At 53.0% G+C, this 20,467-nt stretch carries 22 protein-coding genes and 1 pseudogene; 14 read left to right on the top strand and 9 right to left on the bottom strand.

Features of this window, described 5'->3' with window-relative positions; genetic code table 11:
- Positions 1 to 64 precede the first annotated feature (64 nt).
- The 3 genes from garR to garP are packed head-to-tail and all read right to left on the bottom strand — an operon-like array spanning position 65 to position 3,106.
- The gene (garR, locus tag FDW98_RS19635; RefSeq protein ID WP_096755560.1) at positions 65 to 955 is read right to left on the bottom strand and encodes a 2-hydroxy-3-oxopropionate reductase; all 891 of its coding nucleotides are present in this window, start codon (positions 953 to 955) and stop codon (positions 65 to 67) included.
- A gap of 30 nt (positions 956 to 985) precedes the next feature.
- Positions 986 to 1,756, bottom strand: a complete 771-nt coding sequence (gene garL, locus FDW98_RS19630) for a 2-dehydro-3-deoxyglucarate aldolase (protein ID WP_117342718.1) — start codon at positions 1,754 to 1,756, stop codon at positions 986 to 988.
- Positions 1,757 to 1,771: 15 nt separating this feature from the next.
- Positions 1,772 to 3,106, bottom strand: a complete 1,335-nt coding sequence (gene garP / locus FDW98_RS19625; protein ID WP_096755558.1) for a galactarate/glucarate/glycerate transporter GarP — start codon at positions 3,104 to 3,106, stop codon at positions 1,772 to 1,774.
- 396 nt (positions 3,107 to 3,502) lie between these two features.
- On the opposite strand from garP, the gene garD reads away from it, so the two are divergent.
- The 8 genes from garD (at position 3,503) to FDW98_RS19585 (ending at position 11,656) form a co-directional block, all read left to right on the top strand.
- A complete protein-coding gene (gene garD, locus FDW98_RS19620; protein ID WP_096755557.1) occupies positions 3,503 to 5,074 on the top strand; it encodes a galactarate dehydratase in 1,572 nt (523 codons plus the stop codon).
- A 179-nt stretch (positions 5,075 to 5,253) separates the two neighbouring features.
- A complete protein-coding gene (locus FDW98_RS19615; protein WP_096755556.1) occupies positions 5,254 to 6,108 on the top strand; it encodes a tagatose bisphosphate family class II aldolase in 855 nt (284 codons plus the stop codon).
- A 133-nt stretch (positions 6,109 to 6,241) separates the two neighbouring features.
- Positions 6,242 to 7,513 carry a tagatose-bisphosphate aldolase subunit GatZ gene (gene gatZ / locus FDW98_RS19610; RefSeq protein WP_096759326.1) on the top strand — a complete coding sequence of 424 codons (1,272 nt, stop codon included), beginning with the start codon at positions 6,242 to 6,244 and terminating at the stop codon, positions 7,511 to 7,513.
- Positions 7,514 to 7,526: 13 nt separating this feature from the next.
- A complete protein-coding gene (gene gatA, locus FDW98_RS19605) occupies positions 7,527 to 7,991 on the top strand; it encodes a PTS galactitol transporter subunit IIA (RefSeq protein ID WP_062774247.1) in 465 nt (154 codons plus the stop codon).
- 29 nt (positions 7,992 to 8,020) lie between these two features.
- On the top strand, positions 8,021 to 8,305 hold the full coding sequence (gatB, locus tag FDW98_RS19600; protein WP_062774245.1) for a PTS galactitol transporter subunit IIB: 285 nt from the start codon (positions 8,021 to 8,023) through the stop codon (positions 8,303 to 8,305).
- Positions 8,306 to 8,309: 4 nt separating this feature from the next.
- Entirely contained in the window at positions 8,310 to 9,683 is a 1,374-nt protein-coding gene (locus FDW98_RS19595) for a galactitol-specific PTS transporter subunit IIC (protein ID WP_096755554.1), read from the top strand.
- A 44-nt stretch (positions 9,684 to 9,727) separates the two neighbouring features.
- A complete protein-coding gene (gene gatD / locus FDW98_RS19590) occupies positions 9,728 to 10,771 on the top strand; it encodes a galactitol-1-phosphate 5-dehydrogenase (protein WP_096755553.1) in 1,044 nt (347 codons plus the stop codon).
- Positions 10,772 to 10,882: 111 nt separating this feature from the next.
- On the top strand, positions 10,883 to 11,656 hold the full coding sequence (locus tag FDW98_RS19585) for a DeoR/GlpR family DNA-binding transcription regulator (RefSeq protein ID WP_096755552.1): 774 nt from the start codon (positions 10,883 to 10,885) through the stop codon (positions 11,654 to 11,656).
- Here the strand turns inward: FDW98_RS19585 and FDW98_RS19580 are convergent.
- A pseudogene (locus FDW98_RS19580) lies at positions 11,615 to 12,076 on the bottom strand (Fic family protein); the annotation flags it as partial. The gene FDW98_RS19585 and the pseudogene FDW98_RS19580 sit on opposite strands and share 42 nt — an antisense overlap.
- An 84-nt stretch (positions 12,077 to 12,160) precedes the next feature.
- Complete coding sequence (gene rsmI / locus FDW98_RS19575; protein ID WP_096755551.1) at positions 12,161 to 13,024, bottom strand: 16S rRNA (cytidine(1402)-2'-O)-methyltransferase; 864 nt, start codon at positions 13,022 to 13,024, stop codon at positions 12,161 to 12,163.
- 62 nt (positions 13,025 to 13,086) lie between these two features.
- On the opposite strand from rsmI, the gene FDW98_RS19570 reads away from it, so the two are divergent.
- Genes FDW98_RS19570 through dolP form a run of 4 tightly spaced genes read left to right on the top strand, consistent with a single transcriptional unit; the run spans position 13,087 to position 16,690 of the window.
- Positions 13,087 to 15,141: a penicillin-binding protein activator gene (locus FDW98_RS19570; RefSeq protein ID WP_096755550.1), complete on the top strand. Its 2,055-nt coding sequence runs from the start codon at positions 13,087 to 13,089 to the stop codon at positions 15,139 to 15,141.
- Entirely contained in the window at positions 15,099 to 15,494 is a 396-nt protein-coding gene (locus tag FDW98_RS19565; protein ID WP_096755549.1) for a YraN family protein, read from the top strand. The genes FDW98_RS19570 and FDW98_RS19565 overlap by 43 nt, the downstream gene beginning before the upstream one ends.
- A gap of 20 nt (positions 15,495 to 15,514) precedes the next feature.
- Positions 15,515 to 16,105 (top strand): DnaA initiator-associating protein DiaA, encoded by a 591-nt coding sequence (gene diaA, locus FDW98_RS19560; RefSeq protein WP_048213380.1) that lies wholly within the window; start codon positions 15,515 to 15,517, stop codon positions 16,103 to 16,105.
- 9 nt (positions 16,106 to 16,114) lie between these two features.
- Complete coding sequence (dolP, locus tag FDW98_RS19555) at positions 16,115 to 16,690, top strand: division/outer membrane stress-associated lipid-binding lipoprotein (RefSeq protein WP_096755548.1); 576 nt, start codon at positions 16,115 to 16,117, stop codon at positions 16,688 to 16,690.
- 99 nt (positions 16,691 to 16,789) lie between these two features.
- Here dolP and FDW98_RS19550 read toward each other — a convergent pair whose 3' ends face one another.
- A complete protein-coding gene (locus tag FDW98_RS19550) occupies positions 16,790 to 17,425 on the bottom strand; it encodes an NAD(P)H-binding protein (protein ID WP_096755547.1) in 636 nt (211 codons plus the stop codon).
- Positions 17,426 to 17,457: 32 nt separating this feature from the next.
- A complete protein-coding gene (locus FDW98_RS19545) occupies positions 17,458 to 17,886 on the bottom strand; it encodes a YhbP family protein (protein WP_096755546.1) in 429 nt (142 codons plus the stop codon).
- Positions 17,887 to 17,929: 43 nt separating this feature from the next.
- Between FDW98_RS19545 and FDW98_RS19540 the strand changes: the two genes are divergently transcribed.
- Entirely contained in the window at positions 17,930 to 18,238 is a 309-nt protein-coding gene (locus tag FDW98_RS19540; RefSeq protein ID WP_096755545.1) for a GIY-YIG nuclease family protein, read from the top strand.
- On the opposite strand, the gene FDW98_RS19535 is transcribed toward FDW98_RS19540, so the two are convergent.
- Entirely contained in the window at positions 18,225 to 18,728 is a 504-nt protein-coding gene (locus FDW98_RS19535; protein WP_096755544.1) for a GNAT family N-acetyltransferase, read from the bottom strand. The genes FDW98_RS19540 and FDW98_RS19535 overlap by 14 nt on opposite strands.
- On the bottom strand, positions 18,722 to 19,246 hold the full coding sequence (locus FDW98_RS19530) for an SCP2 domain-containing protein (protein WP_137398934.1): 525 nt from the start codon (positions 19,244 to 19,246) through the stop codon (positions 18,722 to 18,724). The genes FDW98_RS19535 and FDW98_RS19530 overlap by 7 nt, the downstream gene beginning before the upstream one ends.
- Positions 19,247 to 19,465: 219 nt before the next feature.
- On the opposite strand from FDW98_RS19530, the gene FDW98_RS19525 reads away from it, so the two are divergent.
- On the top strand, positions 19,466 to 20,461 hold the full coding sequence (locus FDW98_RS19525) for a peptidase U32 family protein (protein WP_096755542.1): 996 nt from the start codon (positions 19,466 to 19,468) through the stop codon (positions 20,459 to 20,461).
- Positions 20,462 to 20,467 lie beyond the last annotated feature (6 nt).

Genomic DNA, 20,467 nt, shown 5'->3' with positions numbered 1-20,467 from the left:
GTTATGTAGCCTGACAGTGCCGCGCGAGGCAAGAATTACAGGGCGCGTAGTCGCGCCCTTCTTGTTAGCGAGTGACTTCCACTTTCGCCAGTTTTTCGTAGTAGCATGCCAACGCACTGTGGTCAGCCGTTCCCAGCCCGTCAGCGCGCAGTGCCTGCATCATTTCCATTACCGCTGCGGTCAGCGGCAGCTGTGCACCCACGCCGTGTGAGGTATCCAGCGCATTCGCCAGATCTTTGATGTGCAGGTCAATACGGAAACCCGGTTTAAAGTTACGGTCCATCACCATCGGCGCTTTGGCATCCAGCACTGTGCTGCCCGCCAATCCGCCGCGAATAGCCTGATACACCAGATCCGGGTTCACGCCCGCTTTGGTCGCCAGGGTCAGCGCTTCAGACATCGCCGCAATATTCAGCGCCACGATCACCTGGTTTGCCAGCTTAGTGACGTTACCCGCGCCAATGTCGCCGGTATGCACCACAGAACCCGCCATCGCTTTCAGCAGATCGTAGTACTTGTCGAAAATCGCTTTATCACCACCGACCATCACCGACAACGTACCATCAATCGCCTTCGGTTCGCCGCCACTCACCGGTGCATCCAGCATATCCACGCCTTTCGCTTTCAGCGCATCGCTGATTTCACGACTGGCTAACGGGGCGATTGAACTCATGTCGATTAGAACGGTGCCCGGCTTCGCGCCTTCGATGATACCGCCTTCGCCCAACGCCACTTCTTTTACGTGTGGAGAATTCGGCAGCATGGTGATAATCACATCGCACTGTTCAGCAATGGCTTTCGCCGTGGTAGCGGTTTCTGCACCTGCGGCGATGACTTCCGCAATTGCTTCTGGGTTACGGTCAGCAACCACCAGCGAGTAACCTGCCTTGAGGAGGTTTTTACTCATTGGTTTACCCATAATACCGAGGCCAATAAAACCTACTTTCATTGTCATGTCTTTATCTCTCTATACTGTCGATGGTGGTTATTTCTTAAAAGAATCAGCCAGTTTTTGCGTCGCTGAACGGAACACGCCGAGATCGCTACCGACGGCAACAAACGTCGCGCCCCAGTCCAGGTAGCGACGGGCATCTGCATCAACCGGTGCCAGAATGCCGCTTGGCTTACCGTGCTTTTTCGCGACCGCAAAGATGTGCTGAATCGCCTTTTGCACTTCCGGATGGGAGGCATTGCCCAGGTGGCCTAACGCGGCGGCCAGGTCGCTTGGGCCGACGAAAATACCGTCCACGCCTTCGGTTGCGGCAATCGCATCCACGTTATCAACACCCTGCTGACTTTCGATCTGCACGATGATGGTGATGTTTTTATTTGACTGTGCGAAGTAGTCCGGCACGGTGCCAAACATATTGGCGCGGTGAGAAACCGATACGCCGCGAATACCTTCCGGCGGATAGCGGGTAGACGCCACGGCGTTCACCGCATCTTCTTCGGTCTCAACAAACGGAATCAGGAAGTTATAGAAACCAATATCCAGCAAACGCTTGATGATCACCGGCTCGTTGGTCGGCACACGCACAACTGGCGCGCTGGAACTGCCTTTCAGCGCCATCAGCTGTGGGATAAACGTCGAGATATCGTTTGGCGCATGTTCACCGTCCAGCACCAGCCAGTCAAAACCGGCCAGGCCTAATACTTCGGTACTGATCGGGCTTGCCAGCGCGGACCAGCAGCCAATCTGAACCTGATGCGCCGCAAGTGCCGCTTTAAATTTGTTTGGGAAAATCGTGTTATTCATCGCCTATACCTTTGTTTATTTCTGCAATTCCATACGTTTAATGTCACCGACAATAAACAGGTAGCAAACCATCGCCATCAGCGCCGAGCACCCTACAAACACCAGCGCAGCATTAAATGAGTGCAGCTCGCTCACCAGGTAACCAATCACCAGCGGGGTTACGATAGAAGCCACGTTACCAAATACGTTAAATACGCCACCGCACAGACCCACAATCTCTTTCGGGGCGGTATCGGAAATCACCGGCCAACCCAGCGCGCCAAAACCTTTACCGAAGAACGCCAGCGCCATCAGCGCCACTACGAAGGTGGTATTATCCGTGTAATTGCACAGGATAATGGTTGAGGCGAGCAGCATTCCGAGCACGATCGGCAGCTTACGCGCCAGAGTGATGCTGGCGCCGCGTTTAATCAGGTAATCCGAGAACACGCCGCCCAGTACACCACCGGCAAATCCACACAGTGCCGGAATAGACGCGACCAGGCCGACTTTCAGGATCGACATACCTTTTTCCTGCACCAGGTAGATAGGGAACCAGGTCAGGAAGAACCAGGTGATGGTGTTGATAAAATACTGTCCAAAGAACACCCCCAGCATCATGCGGTTTGTCAGCAGTTGCTTGATGTAATGCAGTTTCGGACCGCTCGCCGCAGCACCACCCGGCTTCTTGTGGTCCATATCCACTACCGCGCCGTTATCCGAGATAAACTTCAGCTCTTCCTGCGACATCCGTGGGTGATCGGTAGGGTTATGGATCAGTTTTACCCACAGTCCGGTCAGCACAAAGCCAATCACGCCCATCACGGTAAAGACGTGTTCCCAGCCCCAGGCGAAGGTCAGCCAGCCCAGCAACGGTGAAAACAGCGCCAGTGAGAAATACTGCGCGGAGTTAAAAATCGCAGAGGCCGTGCCACGCTCTTTGGTCGGGAACCAGGCCGCAACAATACGGGCGTTAGCCGGGAAGGAAGGCGCTTCCGAGAAGCCCAGCATAAACCGCATGATAAACATGGAGATCCCCGCCCAGGCCAGCGGGAACATATCGACAAAACCCTGCAGGAAGGTAAACAGCGACCAGAAGAAAAGACTGTAGGTATAGACTTTCTTCGAACCAAACTTGTCGAGCAGCCAGCCGCCGGGAATTTGCATCAGCAAATAGGCCCAGCCGAAGGCGGAGAAAATGTAACCCATTGATATGGCGCTGAGCTGCAACTCTTTGGCCACTTCAGTACCGGCAATAGACAACGTCGCGCGGTCTGCATAGTTTACGGCAGTGACAATAAATATTATCAGCAGTATTAAATATCGGGTGTGCGTACCTTTCTTTTTCTCTACAACCGTATCCAGTATCATTCTATTTACCTCAGGTACAAAAAGATTTTTATTATTATTTTGAAGGATGTTTACGCTGATAAATTACCGTAAGATAAAATACGCTTTTATTTATCAGTCGCTATTAAACCGTGATTCAGTATAATCAGCGCAGCGTCGTTAATCATTGTGCAAACGCTCATTAAAAGCATAATATTAAAATATTATTTTATGCATATGCACATAACCATGGGCGCTGATGCACACATTTACGTATTGATACCCTTGGTGGCGCGGCGTTTCTAAGTTTAAGTGATCTCGCTCACATTCTTAAATTAAAACTCCTGACATTCTTATTCCACGACACTGAGTCTTTATTACTTATAATTAGATTCGATATATATCTATTATCACCACCTGGCTGGAGAATACTGGACAATGGCCGACATCGAAATTAGACAAGAATCGCCCACGGCGTTTTATATTAAAGTACACGACACTGATAATGTGGCGATTATTGTCAATGACAATGGGCTGAAAGCCGGGACACGTTTCCCGGACGGACTGGCACTGATTGAACATATTCCCCAGGGTCATAAAGTGGCGCTAACGGATATTGCTGTTCACGGCGAAATCGTGCGCTATGGCGAAGTGATCGGTTACGCCGTTCGCGACATCGCACGCGGTAGTTGGATTGATGAGTCAATGGTTGAGCTGCCCAAAGCCCCGCCGCTGGAGACGCTGCCGCTGGCAACCAAAGTGCCGGAGCCGCTTCCTCCTCTTGAAGGCTACACCTTCGAAGGCTACCGTAATGCCGACGGCAGCGTGGGCACCAAGAACCTGCTCGGCATCTCCACCAGCGTACACTGCGTGGCGGGCGTGGTGGATTATGTGGTGAAAATCATTGAGCGCGATCTGCTGCCCAAATACCCGAACGTTGACGGCGTGGTGGGGCTGAACCATCTGTATGGTTGCGGTGTAGCCATCAATGCACCGGCCGCTATCGTGCCAATTCGTACCATCCATAACATTGCCCTGAACCCCAACTTCGGTGGCGAAGTGATGGTTATCGGACTCGGCTGCGAAAAACTCCAGCCGGAACGCCTGTTAGAAGGCACGCACGATGTGAAAAGCATCCCGGTAGACAGCGCCAGCATTGTCAGCCTACAGGATGAAAAACACGTAGGCTTCAAATCGATGGTGGAAGACATTTTGCAGGTTGCCGAGCGCCATCTGGTAAAACTCAACCAGCGTCAGCGTGAAACCTGCCCGGCCTCTGAACTGGTGGTCGGCATGCAGTGCGGCGGCAGCGATGCGTTTTCTGGCGTCACCGCTAACCCGGCAGTGGGCTACGCGTCCGATCTGTTGGTGCGCTGCGGTGCCACCGTGATGTTTTCGGAAGTGACCGAGGTGCGTGACGCCATCCACCTGTTAACACCGCGCGCCATCAATGAAGAAGTGGGCAAGCGCCTGCTCGAAGAGATGGCCTGGTACGATAACTACCTGGATTTGGGACAAACCGACCGCAGCGCTAACCCCTCTCCGGGCAACAAGAAAGGCGGTCTGGCTAACGTGGTCGAAAAAGCGCTGGGCTCCATTGCCAAATCGGGTAAGAGCGCCATTGTGGAAGTGTTATCGCCGGGCCAGCGTCCGACCAAACGCGGCCTGATTTACGCGGCAACGCCTGCCAGCGACTTTGTATGCGGCACGCAGCAGGTCGCGTCCGGGATCACCGTGCAGGTGTTCACCACCGGTCGCGGTACACCGTACGGTCTGATGGCAGTTCCGGTAATTAAAATGGCAACACGCACCGAACTGGCCAACCGTTGGTTTGATCTGATGGATATCAATGCCGGAACCATCGCTACCGGTGAGGAAACCATTGAAGATGTCGGTCTGAAGCTGTTCGAGTTCATTCTCGACGTGGCGAGCGGACGTAAGAAAACCTTCTCGGATCAGTGGGGACTGCACAACCAGCTGGCGGTATTTAACCCGGCACCAGTGACCTGATTGTCCACCGCTTTTTTCTTCATGGGCATGCCTTCGGGCATGCTTTTTTTTTGCCACAATCTTTCATAACCTTCCCCTTTATTTCGAATCTTTCATTTATCAGATCGAAATCACAAAAAAACATTACGAAACCCTATATTTTATTTCGAAGAAAGCAATCGAAAGACTTCGGAGGAAGTATGTTCATTATCTCAAGCAAAATGATGCTGAAGAAGGCGCAGCAAGAAGGCTATGCCGTACCGGCGTTTAACATCCACAACCTGGAGACCTTACAAGTTGTCGTGGAAACAGCAGCCGAACTACGTTCTCCGTTGATCGTCGCCGGCACGCCTGGCACTTTTAGCTATGCCGGGGTCGGCAACATCGTTGCTATCGCCAGCGAACTGGCAAGAAGCTGGAACCACCCTCTCGCCATCCATCTCGATCACCATGAAAGCATCACCGATATTGAAGCGAAAGTCGCTACAGGTATCCGCTCCGTCATGATCGATGGTTCTCATCTGCCGTTTGCCGACAACATTGCGTTAGTTAAACACGTGACGGACTACAGCCACCGCTATGACGTTAGCGTTGAAGCTGAGCTGGGACGACTGGGTGGGCAGGAGGATGACCTAATCGTGGATGGAAAGGATGCGCTTTATACCCACCCAGAACAGGCCCGGGAGTTCGTGGAAAAAACCGGTATCGACTCACTGGCAGTTGCGATTGGCACAGCTCATGGTTTGTATAGTGCTGAACCTAAACTGGATTTTGAACGGCTGGCAGAAATTCGTCAGTGCATTGATATTCCTCTTGTTTTACATGGCGCATCCGGCTTGTCCACACATGATATTAAGCGCGCAATCGCCCTGGGAATTTGCAAGGTCAATGTCGCTACCGAACTCAAAATTGCCTTTGCTGGCGCACTCAAAAACTACCTGAGCACACATGCCGATGCGAATGACCCGCGGCATTACATGATGCCAGCAAAAGCCGCGATGAAAGAGGTGGTTCATAAAGTCATCGCCGACTGCGGCTGCGAAGGAAAGCTGTAAGCCATTAATTCATTTGAATTGCACGGGTTCTGACAAAGGTTTGTTTTTAAAGCTGGATCACGAAAGAGGCTTTTACCCTTTGCCTTCAATCCAAAAATATTATGAAGATAAACAAAAGATATCGGAGATAGAAGTGAAAGAAATAATCTCTCGTCATAAAGCGGGCGAACATTTAGGAATTTGTTCTGTATGTTCAGCGCATCCACTAGTCATTGAAGCCGCATTACGGTTTGATTTACGCAGTGACCAAAAAGTCCTGATTGAAGCGACCTCTAACCAGGTCAATCAGTTTGGCGGCTACACCGGCATGAAACCCGCAGACTTCCGCGACTTCGTCTACAACATCGCCCAGGAAGTTGGCTTCCCGCGCGACAGATTGATCCTCGGAGGCGATCACCTTGGCCCAAACTGCTGGCAGGATGAGACCGCCGCAGAGGCCATGGAAAAATCGGTCGCGTTAGTTAAGACTTATGTTGCTGCGGGTTTCAGAAAAATTCACCTTGATGCCTCGATGTCCTGTGCCGACGATCCTACACCGTTGGATCCGATGGTTGTCGCTCAGCGCGCCGCTGTACTTTGCCAGGCGGCAGAGGAAATCGCCACTGACGAGCAAAAACGCCAGCTAACCTACGTTATCGGTACGGAAGTTCCGGTTCCCGGTGGTGAAGCCAGCACCATTGGTACCGTCCACGTTACTCGTGAAGAAGACGCCGCGCGGACGCTGGAAACGCATCAGGTCGCCTTCCAGGCATTAGGCCTTGAAGCTGCACTGGACAGGGTGATTGCCATCGTGGTTCAGCCTGGCGTTGAATTCGACCATACCCAGATTATTCACTATCAGCCGAACGCCGCAGAAGCGCTGTCCGCCTGGGTGAGAAACACGCCGATGGTCTATGAAGCGCATTCAACCGATTACCAGACCCGTCAGGCCTATCGTTCGCTGGTTCGCGATCACTACGCCATTCTGAAAGTCGGCCCCGCCCTCACCTTCGCCCTGCGCGAAGCCATTTTTGCGCTGGCACAAATGGAAACCCAACTGGTGTCACCTGAACAGCGCAGCCACGTGCTGGAGGTGATTGATGAAGTGATGCTGAACGAACCGGGGTACTGGAAAAAATACTATCGCCCGACCTGGAGTCAGGCGATGGTCGATATCCATTTCAGCCTCTCCGATCGTATCCGCTATTACTGGCCACACCCACGTATTCGTCAAAGCGTAGAGAAGTTGATCGCCAACCTTGATGGCGTTTCACTGCCTCTGGGGCTGATTAGTCAGTACCTGCCGATGCAGTTTGAACGCCTGTCCGCCGGCACGCTGACCGCGACGCCGCATAACCTCATCATCGACAAGATCCAGGATGTTTTGCGTGCATACCGTTTCGGTTGCGTCGCCGAAGCCGCCTGATACACGGAGCCCCATGAGCCAATTATTTGTCCGTACCGGAATTGAATTCAACACCTGCCAGCAGGCGCTGGCACACATTGGTGAGGAGATGCTGGCGAAAGGGGTAGTGCATGACAGCTATCCGCAGGCGCTGCTCGAACGAGAAGCCGTCTTCCCCACCGGGATTGCACTTGAGCGTCATGCGGTCGCTATTCCCCATTGCGAGGCGACACACGCTATTTCGCCCGCTATTTATCTGATTCGCCCGGATAAACCGGTGCATTTCCAGCAAGCAGACGATGATGCAGAAATTGGCGTCTCGTTGATTATCGCCCTGATTGTGGAAAACCCGACAGCGCAGTTGAAGCTGCTGCGTCGTTTGTTTAGTGAGCTGCAAAACCCGAATGTCCTCGACGCCTTGCTGAGCGCCCCTGATGCTGAGCTCGCAGTGCGTTTTCGGGAAACCATCCTCGAGCCTGAATTGTGTAATCCGGCTTGATAATAAACTGATAATAAAAGGAATACCCTATGAAACGTAAAGTCATTGTCGCCTGTGGCGGTGCTGTAGCGACCTCAACAATGGCCGCTGAAGAGATTAAAGAACTGTGCGAAGCCCACAATATCACCCTCGATTTAGTGCAGTGTCGGGTGACTGAAATTGAAACCTATATGGATGGCGCGGACCTTATCTGCACCACCGCCCGCGTTGACCGGACTTTTGGTGATATTCCCGTGGTTCACGGTATGCCGTTTGTTTCCGGAGTGGGTATCGAAGCGCTGCAACAAAAAATCCTGACCATCCTCGTGGGGTAACGTCATGTTTAGCGAAATAATGCGTTATATCCTCGACTTAGGACCAACGGTTATGCTGCCGCTGGTGATCATCATCTTCTCTAAATTGCTGGGGATGAAGCTCGGGGACTGCTTTAAATCAGGTCTGCATATCGGGATTGGCTTTGTTGGTATCGGGCTGGTCATTGGCCTGATGCTTGACTCTATTGGGCCTGCCGCGAAAGCGATGGCGGAACAGTTTCAAATCAACCTGCATGTGATTGACGTGGGCTGGCCGGGATCATCCCCCATGACGTGGGCATCGCAGATCGCATTGATTGCCATCCCTGTCGCCATAGGGGTCAATATCCTGATGCTGGTCACCCGCATGACCCGCGTGGTGAACGTCGATATCTGGAATATCTGGCATATGACGTTTACCGGCGCGATGTTACATCTGGCGACGGGGTCTTACTGGTTAGGCATTTTAGGGGTAGTGGTTCACGCTGCCTTCGTCTACAAACTTGGTGATTGGTTCGCCAAAGATACGCGCGACTTTTTTGGTCTGGATGGCATTGCTATACCGCACGGCTCGTCAGCCTATCTGGGACCGATAGCGGTCCTGGTTGATACGATCATTGAGAAAATACCCGGACTGAATCGCATCCATTTCAGTGCAGATGATGTACAGAAACGTTTTGGTCCTTTTGGCGAGCCGGTTACCGTTGGCTTTGTTATGGGTCTGGTTATCGGCATGCTAGCGGGTTATGACGCGAAAGGTGTTCTGCAACTGGCCGTCAAAACAGCGGCGGTAATGCTACTGATGCCACGCGTGATCAAACCTATCATGGATGGCTTAACGCCGATTGCGAAGCATGCACGTAAACGTCTGCAGGCCAAATTTGGCGGGCAGGAGTTCTTGATTGGTCTGGATCCTGCGCTACTGCTCGGCCATACGTCGGTAGTTTCCGCCAGCCTGATCTTTATCCCGCTGACCATTCTGATTGCCGTACTGGTACCAGGAAACCAGGTTCTGCCATTCGGCGACCTCGCCACCATTGGTTTCTTTGTCGCAATGGCCGTTGCGGTGCATCAGGGCAACCTGTTCCGCACGTTAATCTCTGGCGTTATCATCATGGGTATCACCCTATGGATCGCCACCCAAACCATTGGATTACATACTCAACTCGCCGCCAATGCGGGCGCCCTGAAAGCCGGTGGCATGGTGGCATCAATGGACCAGGGCGGTTCCCCAATAACCTGGTTACTGATTCAGCTGTTTACCTGGCAAAACGTTGTGGGCTTCATTGTTATTGCCGTCATTTATCTGACTGGCGTTCTGTTAACCTGGCGTCGGGCGCGAAACTTCATCGCCGCGGAAAAAAGCGCCGCTATTTCAGAAAGCCAAACCGCATCTTAATTTCTGGGGGGCATTTGCTCCCCTTCACATTTCTGGAGACTCTTATGAAATCAGTGGTTATTCACGCTGAGGGAGACGTGCGTGTTGAAGAACGTCCCATACCACAGTTGCAAACTGAAGACGATGTGTTAGTCAGGGTTGCTAGCTCAGGCCTTTGCGGTTCAGATATTCCGCGTATTTTTAATCATGGCGCACACTATTATCCAATAACGCTGGGCCATGAATTTAGCGGCTATGTTGAATCCTATGGAGCAGGCGTTACTGATATGCAACCCGGCGATGCCGTTGCCTGCGTTCCTCTACTCCCCTGCTTTCATTGTCCGCAGTGCGAACGCGGATACTTCTCGCTGTGCAAGCAATATCAATTTGTCGGTTCACGCAGCGAAGGAGGTAACGCGGAATATGTGGTTGTAAAACGCGCCAACCTGTTCCGCCTACCTTCAGATATGCCAATAGATGATGGAGTATTTATCGAACCTATCACCGTCGGCCTGCATGCGTTTCACCTGGCGCAGGGTTGCGAAGGCAAAAATGTGATTATTGTGGGTGCTGGTACTATCGGCTTGCTGGCAATGCAATGCGCTCGTGAACTTGGTGCAAATAGTATTACGGCAATTGATATCAACCCGCAAAAGCTGGCATTAGCAAAAGAACTGGGGGCAACCCATGTGTTTAATAGCCGGGAGATGAATGCGGCCGAGATCCACGCTGGTCTGGAGAATTTTCAGTTTGACCAACTCGTACTGGAAACTGCGGGAACCCCGCAAACCGTGACGCTGTCGATTGAGATTGCCGGTCCTCGTGCCCAACTGGCGTTAGTCGGTACGTTGCATCACGATCTTGCGCTCTCAGCTGGTGTATTTGGACAAATATTGCGTAAAGAGTTAACCATTCTCGGCAGTTGGATGAACTATTCCAGCCCATGGCCGGGAGAAGAATGGGAAACCGCAGCGCGTTTGCTAACAGAAAAATGCTTACGGCTGGAGCCATTAATCGCCCACAACGGTGATGCAGAGAGCTTTGCCAGTGCCGTTAAGTCACTCAATGGCGCACCGATGCAGGGAAAAATCCTGCTTAAACTCTCCTGACCTCACGAGCCAGCAACCTGCGCTGGCTCACACTTACTTTCGAAATTTGACGTTCACCTTTCGCAATCCTTCGATTAAACTAGTGATAATTAAATTATCAGGCAAATCAATATGAACTCATTTGAGAGAAGGAACAAAATTGTCGACCTGATTAATACGCAAGGCAGCGTATTGGTAATGGACCTTTCGAATACCTTTGGTATCTCTGAAGTCACCATTCGCGCCGACCTGCGGTTATTAGAAGAGAAGGGTCTGGTCACCCGTTTTCACGGCGGGGCGGCAAAACCAGGAAGCCATCTGGCTGAAAGTGACAATCAGGAAGTGATATTAGAAGAACGGTATCAACTTGCCAGCGACCCCAAAAAAAGGATCGCCCAGGCCGCTTCTGCAATGGTAGAAGAAGGAATGACCGTAATTCTGGATAGCGGAAGCACCACCTTACTGATCGCTGAGGCGCTAAACCGAAAAAGTAATATCACCGTGATTACCAATAGCCTGCCCGCCGCATTTACGCTGTCAGAAAACAAAGACATTACGTTGGTTGTCTGTGGAGGTACGGTGCGCCACAAAACCCATTCGATGCATGGCACTATCGCTGAACGTTCCCTACAAGGGATCAGCGCAGATCTGATGTTCGTGGGTGCCGACGGAATTGACGCTACAAATGGCATTACCACATTTAATGAAGGCTATTCGATTAGCAGCGTCATGGCAGCGGCAGCACATAAGGTCATTGCCGTACTGGATGCCACGAAGTTTAATCGACGTGGTTTTAATCAGGTGTTGCCAATGGAGAAGATTGACTGCGTGATTACCGATGACGGTATCAGCAAACAAGATAAATCAGCGCTGACAAAAACAAGCGTCGAATTGCTGGTCGTTTAGGTCTGGACCCGCCAGAAACCTCCCTTCTTCGCACCAACGCGTTGCAGTTTGCCTTTCTGCTGCAACGCTTTCAGATAGCGTGCAACTACTTTGCCGATCGGACAGCCCTAACACCTGGTAATAACGCTCCTGCTGGAAGTGGATCAACGTTTCCAGCGGTAGCCACGCCAGTTCTGCTCGCCATTCACTCAGAATCAATGTCTGCCACAGCCGTCCCATCCGGCCATTACCATCGGCAAAAGGATGAATAAACTCAAACTCACAATGGAAAATAGCCCCGGCTATCAGGGGATGGAGCTCGGTTGTTTTTAACCAGCCCAGTAGCTCATCCATCAAACGCGAAATTTGTGATGCCGGGGGGGCCATATGGATGAGCTTTTTTTCTCTGTAAATACCGACATTCCCGGATCGCAACCGCCCAATATCCCATAAGCTCACCAATCTCAATGACCTGATTGAGTATCAATGGGGTGATGGCAAAGGGAGGTTGGTAGCCACTCACGCTTACTCTCCCTGCTGTTCCAGGGCGTACTTATACAGCGCATTCTTTTTCACGCCGTGGATTTCGGCAGCCAGTGCGGCGGCCTTTTTCAGCGGCAGTTCTGCCTGTAACAGCGCCAGCGTCCGCAAGGCATCGGCCGGGAGCTCGTCGTCCTGCGCTTTATGGCCCTCAACAATCAGCACCATTTCGCCTTTACGGCGGTTTTCATCTTCTTTTACCCACGCCAGCAATTCGCCGACCGGGGCGCCGTGAATGGTTTCCCAGGTTTTAGTCAGCTCGCGCGCCAGCACCACATAACGCGACTCTCCCCATACGGCGACCATGTCTTCCAGGCTGTCGAGCAGACGGTGGGTGGACTCATAAAAAATCAGTGTACGAGGTTCCGCTTCAATGGCCTTCATTGCATCGCGACGGCCTTTGGATTTGGCGGGCAAAAAGCCTTCGTAGCAAAAACGGTCTGATGGCAGGCCTGCAGCACTTAATGCGGCGATGGCCGCGCAAGGACCCGGTAGCGGCACAACTCGAATACCCGCCTCACGACAGGTACGCACCAGGTGATAGCCAGGATCGTTAATCAGCGGCGTTCCGGCATCGGAAACCAGCGCGATGTTTTGGCCCTCCTTGAGCTTCGCCACCAGCATTTGGGCTTTTTGTTGCTCATTGTGATCGTGTAACGCAAACATACGGGCGCTAATCGCGAAGTGTTGTAATAATAATCCGGTATGACGGGTGTCTTCAGCGGCAATTAAATCAACGGCTTGTAAAACTTCGAGCGCTCGTTGGGTAATATCAGCCAAATTTCCGATAGGAGTAGGTACAATAAAGAGTTGGCCTTGAGAATTATCCGCCGATTCGTGTTGTTTCATTGTGTCGTCCGTATTGCCGATTTAATATTGAGCATTGCGTAAAAAATATCACTGGATACAGTATGGTACCCTCAACATTTTCTCGTATGAAAGCCGCGCGCGCTCTGCCAGTCATTCTGGCAGCATTGATTTTCGCCGGTTGTGGCACCCAGGCGCCAGACCAGAGTGCAGCCCATATGCAGGGCACAGCACAAGCTGATTCCGGCTTTTATCTGCAACAGATGCAGCAAAGCTCAGATGATAGCAAGACCAACTGGCAATTACTCGCCATTCGTGCACTGCTGAAAGAAGGTAAGAGTCAGCAGGCTGTCGATCTGTTCAACCAATTGCCGCAGAATCTGAACGATGCCCAGCGTCGTGAACAATCCCTGCTGGCCGTTGAGATCAAACTTGCGCAGAAAGATGTCGCGGGTGCGCAGGCCCTGCTGGAGAAGCTAAAACCAGCCGATTTCGATCAGAACCAACAGGCGCGTTACTGGCAGGCACAAATTGATGCCAGCCAGGGGCGTCCATCGTTAACGCTGCTGCGTGCGCTAATTGCTCAAGAGCCGCTGTTGGCCGCCAACGATAAGCAGAAAAACATCGATACGACCTGGCAGACACTCTCGTCAATGACACCAGAGCAGGCGCAGGCTCTGGTCATCAACGCTGATGAAAATGTTCTGCAAGGCTGGCTGGATCTCCAGCGCGTCTGGTTTGATAACCGTAGCGATGCCGACATGATGAAGGCCGGCATTGCCGACTGGCAAAAACGCTATCCGCAAAACCCGGGGGCAAAATTACTGCCCACGCAGTTGGTTAACGTCCAGAGCTATAAGCCAGCGTCCACCAGCAAGATAGCCCTGCTACTGCCGCTGAACGGTCAGGCCGCTGTTTTTGGTCGCACTATTCAGCAGGGTTTTGAAGCAGCGAAAAACAATGGCACGCAACCGGTATCAACCCCTGTCGCCGCAGCCCCTGCAGCCGTCACGGACGCCACCACGCCCGTTGCACAGCCGCAGTCCGTCGATGGCGTGGCCAGCCCTTCCCAGGCCTCGGTGAGCGATCTGACCAACGATGCGCCAGCACAGCCAGCCACACCGGTTAGCGCGCCGCAAACAGCACCAACTCAGCCAACGACGGCCAGCGCCCCGGCGAATCCTTCCGCAGAGCTGAAAATTTATGACACCTCGTCACAGCCGCTGAATCAGATCCTGGCCCAGGTGCAGCAGGATGGTGCCAGCATTATTGTCGGCCCTCTGTTGAAGAACAATGTTGAAGAACTGATGAAGAGCAGCACGCCGCTGAACGTACTGGCGCTTAATCAGCCTGAAGCCGTGCAGAACCTGGCGAATGTGTGCTACTTCGCGCTGTCACCGGAAGATGAAGCGCGCGATGCCGCACGTCACATCCGCGATCAGGGAAAACAAACCCCGCTGCTGTTAACGCCGCGTAGCGCGTTAGGCGATCGCGTGGCCAACGCCTTTGCACAGGAATGGCAAAAACTTGGCGGCGGCGTGGTGTTGCAACAGAAATTCGGCTCTACAGCAGAACTGAGAATGGGCGTCAACGGTGGTGCAGGGATTGCCCTGACGGGCAGCCCGGTCGTCTCCTCTGCACCAGCACAGCCGGGCGTCACGATTGGTGGACTCACCATCCCTGCTCCGCCGACCGATGCGCAAATCACCGGTGGTAGCGGTCGTGTTGACGCCGTGTATATTCTGGCCACGCCGGAAGAGATCGCCTTTATTAAGCCGATGATCGCCATGCGTAACGGCAGCCAGAGCGGTGCCACGCTGTATGCCAGCTCCCGTAGCGCGCAGGGTACTGCCGGTCCTGACTTCCGCCTGGAAATGGAAGGCTTGCAGTACAGTGAAATTCCGATGCTGGCCGGCGGCAACGAACCGCTCATGCAGCAGGCGCTTAGTGCCGTGCGCAACGATTACTCGCTGGCACGCATGTACGCCATGGGCGTAGATGCGTGGTCGCTGGCTAACCACTTCACGCAAATGCGTCAGGTGCAGGGCTTTGAAATTAACGGCAACACTGGCGCATTAACCGCCACGCCGGATTGTGTGATTAACAGGAAGTTATCATGGCTCAAATACCAGCAAGGACAGGTCGTCCCCGCCAGTTAACGAGTAAACAGACCGGTGACGCGTGGGAAGCCACCGCGCGTTGCTGGCTGGAGGGCAAAGGACTGCGTTTTATCGCCGCCAACGTGCGCGAACGCGGCGGCGAAATCGACCTGATAATGCGTGAAGGCAAGACCACCGTCTTTGTTGAAGTCCGTTTTCGTCGTTCCGCTCTTTTTGGCGGGGCGGCAGCGAGTGTGACCCGCAGCAAACAACAGAAATTATTACACACCGCCCGCTTGTGGCTTGCGCGCCACAATGGGAGTTTTGATACTGTGGATTGTCGGTTCGATGTGTTAGCCTTCACCGGAAATGATGTTGAGTGGTTAAAGGATGCCTTTAATGACCACTCATAATTGAAGATTTAAGGATTAGCGTGTTAGACAGAATTAAAGTCTGCTTTACAGAAAGCATTCAAACTCAGATTGCTGCGGCTGAAGCGCTCCCGGATGCGATTTCCCGTGCAGCCATGACGCTGGTTCAATCCCTGCTCAATGGCAACAAAATTCTCTGTTGTGGTAATGGGACATCCGCTGCCAACGCACAGCATTTTGCTGCCAGTATGATCAACCGTTTTGAAACAGAACGGCCCAGTTTACCTGCTATTGCACTAAATACTGATAATGTGGTCTTAACTGCGATTGCCAACGATCGCCTGCACGACGAAGTTTATGCAAAACAAGTCCGTGCGCTGGGACATGCAGGTGATGTTCTGTTGGCAATTTCTACGCGTGGCAACAGTCGCGATATCGTTAAAGCCGTTGAAGCTGCCGTCACCCGCGACATGACGATCGTCGCACTGACCGGTTATGACGGGGGAGAGCTGGCCGGATTATTAGGGCCGCAGGATGTCGAAATCCGTATTCCCTCACACCACAGCGCACGCATTCAGGAAATGCATATGCTGACGGTGAACTGCCTTTGCGATCTTATCGATAACACGCTTTTCCCTCACCAGGATGATTAAGGAGTACACATGAAGGCATTTTCGCCGCTCGCAGTGGTTCTTTCTGCGCTGCTGTTGCAAGGCTGTGTCGCTGCCGCCGTTGTCGGAACGGCAGCTGTCGGAACGAAAGCCGCAACTGACCCTCGCAGCGTCGGCACCCAGGTAGATGATGGAACCCTGGAATTACGCGTCAGTACCGCGTTATCAAAAGATGCCCAGATCAAGAAAGAAGCGCGCATCAACGTCAGCGCCTATCAGGGTAAAGTGCTACTGGTGGGGCAGTCTCCTAACAGCGAATTGTCTGCGCGGGCAAAACAGATTGCAATGGGTGTAGAAGGCACGACGGAAGTGTTTAACGAGGTTCGTCAGGGCCAGCCAATCGGCCTGGGTGAAGCCTCCAACGATACCTGGATCACCACCAAAGTGCGCTCCCAGCTGCTCACCAGCGATCAGGTTAAATCATCCAACGTTAAAGTGACCACCGAGAACGGGGAAGTCTTCCTGCTAGGTCTGGTTACCGAGCGCGAAGCGAAGGCTGCAGCGGATATCGCCAGCCGGGTCAGCGGCGTGAAACGCGTCACGACCGCGTTTACATTTATTAAGTAATACTGCTACGGATGCCGGATGGCGACGCCTGGGCGTCTTATCCGGCCTACAGGACTTCATCGTTTGTAGGCCGAATAAGCGTCAGCGCCATCCGGCATTTTATTTAGCCCTTTCGCGCAGCTCGGACGAGGTCAGGATCGAAACCCCTTCATGTCCTGGCGCAAGTGCCTCCACCAGCATTGCCCGTGCGACATCACGTGCCTCAATAGATTTCCAGTTCCCCGGTAGCAGCTTGAATAATGGCGCAAAGAGCTTTTCATTCGCTCGCTGTTGTTCCCTGTCACCCAGCAACATCGAAGGCCGTACAATCGTCAGCCGGTGCCATTTCTGCGCAATCAGCGCCTCTTCCATCTCACCTTTAACCCGATTGTAGAAAAATGGTGAGTGCGCATTGGCCCCCATCGAACTCACTACCAGCATATGCTGAGCCCCCAGACGACGCCCCGTCAGGGCGGTATCTACCACCAGCGTATAATCAGCGTGGATAAAGGCCTCTTTACTGCCCGCTTCACGTCGGGTGGTTCCCAGACAGCAAAAAACAATGTCGACCGGATCGGTGACCTGTGCCAGCGCATCGGTCAACTGCGGATCGTGAGGGTTAAAGACGCCAACCGTATCGGCGAGCGGGCGGCGCGTTGGAGCCGTAATCGCATGAACCTGGGGCTCGTTCAGTAGCATCCGCAATAAATGTCCGCCCACCAGACCCGTGGCTCCGGTTATTAACACCTGGCTCATCGCTTATCCTTTCCCTTCAATCATTCCTCTAACTATAGATCACGTAGCCAGAGCAGCTTTTTACCAAAGCCCAGCGTGTTGTCAGTGAACTTGATTTCATCAAGACGAATCTCCCACACGGGTGCAGACAGCATTCTGGCGACGGGGAAGCGACGATTATACGCTTTACGCGCGTCGTCGCTCTCCTGCCCCTCCAGACGCCTGATTTCGCCTTTAAACTGGACGCCGCGGATCAGCGCAACCGTTTTGGGCTGACCGTTTACCGTCCCGGCAACGGGTGCTCGCGGCCCGGACATCTGGGCATGGCGAGTTTTATCTTCGGTGAGCACATAGAAGGCAACCTTCTGCGCATCAAACAGATAAAACGCATTGGCACACCACAGTTCACCGTCATGATGCACACACCAGGTCACGACGTGCTGCTTTGCCAGCCAGCGCGTCACCGCAGTCAGTGTTTCCATTTCTGTTCTCTTTTATACTATAGGCCTGAAAATTATCACGTCGATGGTGACAATGACACCCTGGTATCTGTACCTGATCCGTACCGCAGACAACGCCCTGTACACCGGTATAACCACCGATGTGCAGCGCCGCTATAAGCAACATCAAAGAGGAAAAGGCGCGAAAGCCTTGCGTGGGAAGGGAGAGTTAACTCTGGCATTTGCCGCGCAGGTCGGCAATCGTTCGCTGGCCCTGCGCCTGGAATATCGAGTCAAGCAGCTCACAAAGCGTCAGAAAGAACGCCTTGTAGAAGGTGAAGGGCTTGAGGCATTGCTGAATAGCCTACAAGCCCCGGTGCTTAAAAGCGATTGAAGTGGTCGTGGTATTCCACCAGACCAGACACGCCCTCCAGCGCATCTTCTGCCAGGCGATGCACCTGGAACGCGCTTTCGGTGCCCGGCCAGCGGCAGTGTAGATCGTGGTGGGCTGCCAGCTCAAAGCCAAAGCGACTGTACAGTGCCGGATCGCCCAGCGTGACCACCGCGGCGTACCCAAACTCGTTCAGTGAATCCAGTCCCTCATAGACCAGCTGACGTGCCAGGCCCTGCCCACGGTAGTTTTCATCTACCGCTAACGGAGCCATACCGACCCATTGCAGATCTTCACCTTGCACATCAACAGGACTGAACGCGACGTAGCCGACCACCTGACCTTCGTCGTCGGTGGCAACCAGACCCAGCGTCAGAAAACCGTCTTCACGCAGGTCGTGCACTAACTTCGCTTCCGCATCGCTTTCAAAGGAACGACGCAGCAGCGCATCAATACCTGGGGCATCAATGGGAATTTCAACTCGAATCAGCATGGTTCACCTACCGAGGTCTGTTTGGTTTCTGGCGAATGTTTCATACCCGCCTCAACAAAGTCCGCCAGTTGCAGCAGCATAACGCGTAATGCTTTCGGCATCTGCTCCAGTTCAATGGCGTCCATCAGATTTTTCACATGTAGCCCTAATTCTATATCGCCTTCAATCACCAGGCGACGCTGGAAGAAAAGCGTATCCGGATCCTGCTTACGCGCCGCAATCATCAATAAATCGCTGGCGTCTGCGCTAAAACTCACATCAGCGTCTGCGTTCTGACTGACGATAAGTTTGTCGTTCTCAACAGAGGTATACCATCTGAGGCCAATATCACGAACATTTATGCTCAACCAGCGACCGTCGAGAAACTCCAGTTCCCCGTCGGCCAGCGCCTGGCGAAATTGCCAGCTCAGAACCTGTTCCAGCACCTGGCGCTTGAGCGTAAAGGGCGTCAGTTTAACCGGTACACTCATCAGAGAAGGACCTAAATGTACTAAGCGTGAACGCAGTTTATCCAACACGAGCTTTACTCCCTGTTTCTATAGTCCGGCTATTTTGCCATATCAAATAAACGACATAGCGGCATAAATCAACAATTCGATACGAAATTGTTACCTCTTTATTGGTGATACCAATACGACTTTAACTGCCTCAAATCAAAAATTGTCTCAGCAAGGTTAACTAAAATCCCTCTTCGTTAACATTTTTGCGCCCAGGCGGCGTAACTTTCAGGATAAATTATGGAGCTGCTGTGCCCTGCCGGAAATCTCCCGGCGCTTAAGGCGGCCATCGAGAACGGCGCTGATGCTGTGTACATCGGGCTAAAAGATGATACCAACGCCCGTCATTTCGCCGGCCTTAATTTTACCGAGAAAAAATTGCAGGAAGCGGTGAGTTTCGTCCATCAACATCGCCGTAAGCTGCACATCGCGATTAACACCTTTGCCCACCCGGATGGGTACGCTCGCTGGCAGCGTGCCGTGGATATGGCGGCACAACTGGGCGCGGATGCACTGATCCTCGCCGATCTCGCCATGCTTGAGTATGCCGCAGAACGCTACCCGCATATTGAGCGCCATGTCTCTGTTCAGGCATCGGCAACCAATGAAGAAGCGGTAAATTTCTATCATCGTAACTTTGACGTCGCGCGTGTGGTGCTGCCGCGCGTGCTGTCGATTCATCAGGTGAAGCAACTCGCGCGCGTAACGCCGGTTCCTTTGGAAGTGTTTGCCTTCGGCAGCCTGTGCATTATGGCGGAAGGCCGCTGCTATCTTTCATCTTATCTGACGGGCGAATCCCCCAATACCGTCGGCGCGTGTTCCCCTGCCCGCTTTGTACGCTGGCAGCAGACCGCACAGGGGCTGGAATCTCGCCTGAACGAAGTGCTGATTGACCGTTACCAGGATGGTGAAAACGCCGGGTATCCCACGCTGTGTAAAGGGCGTTATCTGGTGGATGGCGAGCGCTATCATGCGCTGGAGGAGCCCACCAGCCTCAACACCTTAGAACTGCTACCTGACCTGCTGGCCGCCAATATTGCCTCGGTGAAAATCGAGGGGCGTCAGCGTAGCCCGGCCTATGTCAGCCAGGTGGCGAAAGTGTGGCGTCAGGCGATCGATCGCTGCAAAGCAGATCCGCAGAACTTCGTTCCGCAAAGCGCCTGGATGGAAACGCTCGGCTCTATGTCCGAAGGCACGCAGACCACACTTGGCGCGTATCACCGTAAATGGCAGTGAGAAAAG

The sequence above is a fragment of the Citrobacter sp. wls711 genome (genome assembly GCF_005281055.1).
Taxonomy (GTDB): Bacteria; Pseudomonadota; Gammaproteobacteria; order Enterobacterales; family Enterobacteriaceae; genus Citrobacter; species Citrobacter gillenii.
Note: the sequence above shows the minus strand (reverse complement) of the source record. Positions and strands in the feature narration are given on the sequence as shown.